5 protein-coding genes are annotated in these 5,661 nt (G+C 32.6%); 3 read left to right on the top strand and 2 right to left on the bottom strand.

Features of this window, described 5'->3' with window-relative positions:
* Window positions 1-62: 62 nt before the first annotated feature.
* Window positions 63-392, bottom strand: coding sequence for a helix-turn-helix domain-containing protein (locus B5X64_RS22220; RefSeq protein ID WP_079467303.1), 330 nt, complete (start codon window positions 390-392; stop codon window positions 63-65).
* Between the two features lie 158 nt (window positions 393-550).
* Between B5X64_RS22220 and B5X64_RS22215 the strand changes: the two genes are divergently transcribed.
* From B5X64_RS22215 to B5X64_RS22205, 3 genes are all read left to right on the top strand, one after another.
* Window positions 551-2,917 (top strand): CHC2 zinc finger domain-containing protein, encoded by a 2,367-nt coding sequence (locus tag B5X64_RS22215; protein ID WP_079467302.1) that lies wholly within the window; start codon window positions 551-553, stop codon window positions 2,915-2,917.
* Window positions 2,918-3,041: 124 nt separating this feature from the next.
* On the top strand, window positions 3,042-3,869 hold the full coding sequence (locus B5X64_RS22210; RefSeq protein WP_079467301.1) for a tyrosine-type recombinase/integrase: 828 nt from the start codon (window positions 3,042-3,044) through the stop codon (window positions 3,867-3,869).
* Window positions 3,841-4,731 (top strand): tyrosine-type recombinase/integrase, encoded by an 891-nt coding sequence (locus B5X64_RS22205; protein WP_079467300.1) that lies wholly within the window; start codon window positions 3,841-3,843, stop codon window positions 4,729-4,731. The genes B5X64_RS22210 and B5X64_RS22205 overlap by 29 nt, the downstream gene beginning before the upstream one ends.
* Before the next feature lie 389 nt (window positions 4,732-5,120).
* On the opposite strand, the gene B5X64_RS23115 is transcribed toward B5X64_RS22205, so the two are convergent.
* Entirely contained in the window at window positions 5,121-5,294 is a 174-nt protein-coding gene (locus B5X64_RS23115; protein WP_172459128.1) for a hypothetical protein, read from the bottom strand.
* Window positions 5,295-5,661 lie beyond the last annotated feature (367 nt).

The following is a 5,661-nucleotide window of genomic DNA, read 5'->3' as shown; positions in this document are numbered from 1 at the left end:
TTACAATTATAAAAAAAACCATCGCAATTGCGATGGTTTTTTTATAAAACAGTAGTAATTTTCTACGAGTATGCTTTTTTAGCTTTATAATCTCTTATCAAAGCATCAATAACCAAATAGATCTGTTCTTTAGCAGATTTTGATAAATTACCAATCTCCTCAATACGTTTTAAAGTATTTTGATCAACTTCCAAAGAAGTTTTTCCTACGAGATAATCTAAAGAAACTTGCAAAGCATCTGCAATTTTGATAGCAACTTCAATCGATGGTTTTACTTCGTCTCTTTCGTAGCGTCCGATAATATCGCCGGAAGTTCCGACAGCTTTACCTAAATCGTTTTGAGAAAGCTTCAGCTTCTTACGAAGAGTGATTATATTTTGTCCTAAAGTCATACCTAAAAGTCTTTAAAATGATATGAAAATCAATTATCAAGCAAATATAATTGATATAAATATCAGAAACAAATAATAAAAGTATTGCGCAGTTCTGATATATTTTTTAGATTTGTGATATATATATCAGAAAAAATATTTTCAAAAACTTTTCATTTATGGAAATCTCCGCAATCAAGGAACAATTAAGTTTATTAGAAGTTCTGAAGCATTACAATCTGCAACCCAAAAACAATATGCTCAAATGTTTTATGCATGACGATAAAACGGCAAGTCTTCAGGTAAATTTAGAAAAGAACTTTTACAAATGCCATGCTTGTGGAAAGACAGGCGATGTTATCCAGTTTATAGAAGATTACGAGAAAATATCAAAACACGAAGCAATCAAGAAAGCTGAAAGTTTAACTAACAATGAACAATTATCAGTAAAAAATATTAGAGGTACTGCGGAGAACCTTGGGCAGGCTGATTTCTCAGGAGAAAGGTCTGCCCTCTTTTTAGAAAACACGTTCAGTTATTTTAGAAAAGCTTTGTATTGTTCGAATCCTGCAAAACAATATATTGAGAAAAGAAATCTTGACAACTCAATTTTAGAAATCGGTTACAACTCTGGTCAGTTCCATCATGGGGAAAGAAAAAGCGAAGAATTAATCAACAATGCTTTAGGAGTTGGGTTATTATTAGATAAAGGATTAATCAACAACAGAACAGGAGAAAAAGGCTACAGTATTTTTGCGAATAAATGTATTGCTTTTCCTCTGAAAAATAAGGAGAATCAGATCGTAAGCTTTTATTTTAGAAGCATTTTAGAAAAGGATAATGCAAAGCATTTTTATCTAAAAAACCGTTCCGGAATTTATCCCGGATATCCGAAAAAAGATACTGAAAAACTCATTCTTACAGAGGCAATAATCGATTGTGCGAGTTTACTTCAGATCAAAGAAATTAGAGAAAATTACAGTTTAATAAGTTGTTTTGGAACAAACGGATTGAATGACGAGATTTTACAGGCAATCAAAAGTTTAGAGAATTTAGAAGAAATCATATTTTGTTTTGATAACGACAAAGCAGGAAAAGAAGCGATTAAAAAACATGCAGAAAACCTCAGGGTTATGAATCCTGCGGTTCAGGTGTCAAGTGTAGAATTACCCAATAAGGATGTAAACGAGACTTTGCAATTACATGATGAAGAAATCTTTACGAAGCTTTTAGAAGAAAGGAAATTTATTTTTTCAACTGAAGAAAACAGCAGTGGTGTTGCAGACCATCTACAACCTAAATCAGTGGAGAATATGGGGATCTCCACAAAAGAAAACCTTTTAAGCGGGAACCGGACTCAAACCAATGACCTTCAAAATCCAATAGACTTTTTACAACAAAAAGAATTACTTCAGAACTTAAACGAGCTCATAGAAAAAGCAGGAATTATTGGCGAAGAAAACAGCCGGTTATTATTGTTTTTAATTACGATAAGTTATTTAAACAAAAGTCCTTTACATGGAATTGTACAAGGAAGCAGCGGAAGCGGAAAAACCCATATCATCAGCAGAATTGCAGACATGATGCCGCAGGAAGATGTACTTAGATTTACTCGAATTACAGAATCAAGTTTATATAATTGGGGTGAGTTTGATCTGTTCCAAAAGATCATTATCATCGAAGATTTAGACGGTTTAAAAGAAGATGCATTGTATGCGCTGAGAGAATTTATATCGAACCAGGTTCTAAGAAGTTCAGTAACGATAAAAGATAAGAAAGGGAATAATAAATCTTCCCATAAAATCGTGAAAGGACAGTTCTCAAGTTTATCGGCAACGACAAGAGGAGAAACTTATGAGGATAATATGAGCAGAAGTTTTTTGTTGGCAGTCGATGAAAGTAAGGAACAGACGCAAAGAATCATCCAATATCAGAACAGAAGAAATGCCGGAGAAATCAACAGAGACAGCCAGGAAAAAGCCATTGGTTTTATACAGAAATTAGTAAGAAATCTAAAGCATTACGAAGTGATCAATCCTTACGCAACAAAATTACAATTGCCCGAAAAGGTGCATAAAATAAGAAGATTAAACGAAATGTATCAGGCGGTAATTAAACAAGTTACATTTATAAATCAGTTCCAAAGAGAAGTTAAAAACGGTTTTTTGATCACAGAAATCGAAGATATAGAACAGGCTACAGAGGTTTTGTTTGAGAGTATAGTTTTGAAAGTTGACGAATTAGACGGAAGTCTGAGACAGTTCTACGAAAGATTAAAGAAGTATGTAAAAAGTGAAAATCAGGAATTTATTTTAAGAGAAATAAGACAAGAATTTAATATCAGTAAAACACAGATGTTTAGGCATATACAGACATTGGTTGAGTTAGAATATATTAAGCAAGTTGGCGGATTTTCTAATAAAGGAATCAAATACAAAATCAGTTATTGGGATAATCATCAAAAATTAAGAACCGAAATTAAAGAGTTTTTGCAGAATCAGATACGACAGTTGAAGAACGCTAATGGAACACAAAAGGAACGCTAATGGAACGCTAAACAATAAAGTACGATGATTTAAAATACTGATTATCAAAAGTTATAAAGCAAAAAATGATGTAGTGTTCCAAAAATAAAAATATTGAGTAAGCAAAACTATCATACTTATAAAAATGAATGAAGAAATCATCTTACTATTTAGAAAAGAATTACAGAATTTAGGATATTGCAAAAACGCTGTAAACTCCTATCCGAGACAGATAAGAACATTTTTAGAGTTCATCAAAAAAGAGAATACAGAAATAAAATCCGAAGATATTTTAAACTATTACAACCATATAAAAACGGTGAAAGGAAAGAGAACAAAAAAGCCATTTAGTGAAAGTTATATTGCAGGAATCTTATTATCCATAAAGCTTTACTGCGACTACTTACAAAGAACCGGAACAGTAAAAATAAGCCCTTACCAACTGAAAATAAAAGCTCCGAAATCAGAAGAAAGAAAGGTATTTACATCTGAAGAAATAAGGAAATTATATGCTAAAAGTAGCGAATTACAATCTATTATATTACACCTGTGTTATGCGTGTGGATTACGTAGAAATGAAGCAACAGAACTCAATATAAAAGATATAGATTTAGAAAACTGTTTACTGTATATCAAGAAAGGAAAAGGTAAAAAGCGAAGAGTTATTCCATTTACAAAACAAGTGAAAAACGATATAGAATTTTTTCTTTCAACTGAAAAAAACACTGAAAATTTATTGAATATTACACCGGAAAGAATCTACATAGAGTTCAAATATCTACTCAAAAAAGCAAGATTATACAAGCAGGGATTTACATTACATTGTCTGCGACATACGATTGCAACACAGTTATTAGAGCAAGGAATGGAGCTTGAAAAAGTAAGAGATTTTTTAGGACATCAATGTTTAAACACCACACAAATTTATACAAGAGTTGAGAGTTATGAATTTAACAAACTACCTGCAAAATGAATTATCTGAACGAACAATAAAAACCTATCTCTACGAAATAGAAAAGTTTAAAAAGCATTACAGAAATCCGGAGAAACTGAATTATCAGAATCTAATGGAATATGTAGAATTACTAAGAAAAAACTACAATCCTCAAAGCGTAAAAAGAACAATTTATGCGATCAAGAAATACTACGATTATTTAGTAGAAACAGGAAAGATAAAAATCAATATCGCTGCCAATATCAAGATAAAAGACGGAAAAGAAAATCCTATACAATTACAGGAATTACTCACTGAAAAAGAACTTCAAAAGCTTTTGGAACCAAGAAAAGAACGTTATCCTATATTAGAAAAAAGAAATCAGATTATCATAAGTTTACTCGTCAATCAGGCGTTATTAGTCGGAGATATTGAACGATTAAAAACAGAAAATGTAGATCTGAAAAATGCAAAAATCAGAATCTTAAAATCAGGAATTACCAACGAAAGAATATTGGAACTCAAAGCAGAGCAAATACTCTTGTTTTATGAATATTTAAAAGAAGAAAGAGAACTTTTAAAAACCTTCAGAACCGAGAATGAAAACTATTTTTTACTAGGAAAATTAGGAACTAAAATTACTTCAGACGATATCAATTATTTAGTATCGACTTACAAGAAAAACTTTACGAAGAAACTTACATCAATCACGATCCGACAAAGTGTTATCAAACTGAAATTAGACCAGGGCGAAAACCTGAGAAAAGTACAATATTTTGCAGGACACAAAAACGCAGATACAACCGAGAAATATAGAGAAACAGGGATTAATGCGCTACAAACAGCAGTCAATCAGTTCCATCCTTTAAGTAATTTAGTTTCGTTTTCTAAAACGGATTAGGTTTTTTTTAAAAGGCTTTGTCCTGAGAAAAAGACAAACGTGTATTTTTTTAAATATGGCAGAATATGACATATTTGTAGATTTTTAAAAAAAGAAGTATCATTTTTTAGGAAAGAAAAAATACCTAAAATAGAAGAAACGATACCGATTACTGTCCAAAAATCCATAACCAAATATAAGAAATAAAACTCCACCGCTTGCATTTTGAATAATATCCCGCCCCACCGCTAAAAAAAGACATTTTCCTCCAACGCTTGTCCGAAGCTTTTCCAACGCTTTAATGCCACAGCAAATTACATAATCGACATTATACGCAAATTGCCAACGCAAAACGTTGTTCTCCGCTTCGCTACGCACAAACCAGCACCATCTTTGCCTATAATGTGAGATTATGTAAAATGCTTTCCCTGCAACGGGCAAAGCCCTTTTGCGCCACCGCTTTTAGCCAACACCTTCCCCGAATCTTTCCAGCCACAGAAAAAGACTTTTTTGCCCAAGCTTCCCGCCCGAATAAGGAAAAATGCACCAACGCTCTGAGGTGCTTCGAAAGGAATTTTTGCCATCAATAGAACGGAAATGTGGATTTGTGGAAAAATCCGAGCTGAAGTCCCGGCGCAGTTTTTCCCACAAGTCCACATTAACAACAACAGCGACAACAGAAAGTTTACAATCAAATTTTTGGAAAAGTTGAACTTATTTTTTTCAATTGAAATAAAAAAATCTGTGGAAATCTGTGGAATCTGTGGGGGAAATCCACAAAAACTTATTTTTTCAATTGAAATTTTACTACTTTTGGTAAAGCGAGCAAGCGAAGAAGTTCAAAGTGTAAAGCCTCGCACGAAAAACCCGGAGTAGGCAAATCCTGAAAAGGTGAGCGGGATTGTACAATTATAAATACAATGGCAAAGAACTCCAAGAGACCGGAATGTA

The sequence above is a fragment of the Chryseobacterium balustinum genome, assembly GCF_900168205.1.
Lineage (GTDB): Bacteria > Bacteroidota > Bacteroidia > Flavobacteriales > Weeksellaceae > Chryseobacterium > Chryseobacterium balustinum.
This window is presented reverse-complemented; position numbering and strand designations above follow the sequence as displayed.

What these genes read in the sequence shown, in the direction of transcription:
- B5X64_RS22215 (WP_079467302.1), top strand. Translation starts at nt 551, where the DNA reads ATGGAAATCTCCGCAATCAAGGAACAATTAAGTTTATTAGAAGTTCTG.
- B5X64_RS22205 (WP_079467300.1), top strand. Translation starts at nt 3,841, where the DNA reads ATGAATTTAACAAACTACCTGCAAAATGAATTATCTGAACGAACAATA.
- B5X64_RS22220 (WP_079467303.1), bottom strand. Translation starts at nt 392, where the DNA reads ATGACTTTAGGACAAAATATAATCACTCTTCGTAAGAAGCTGAAGCTT.
- B5X64_RS22210 (WP_079467301.1), top strand. Translation starts at nt 3,042, where the DNA reads ATGAATGAAGAAATCATCTTACTATTTAGAAAAGAATTACAGAATTTA.
- B5X64_RS23115 (WP_172459128.1), bottom strand. Translation starts at nt 5,294, where the DNA reads ATGGCAAAAATTCCTTTCGAAGCACCTCAGAGCGTTGGTGCATTTTTC.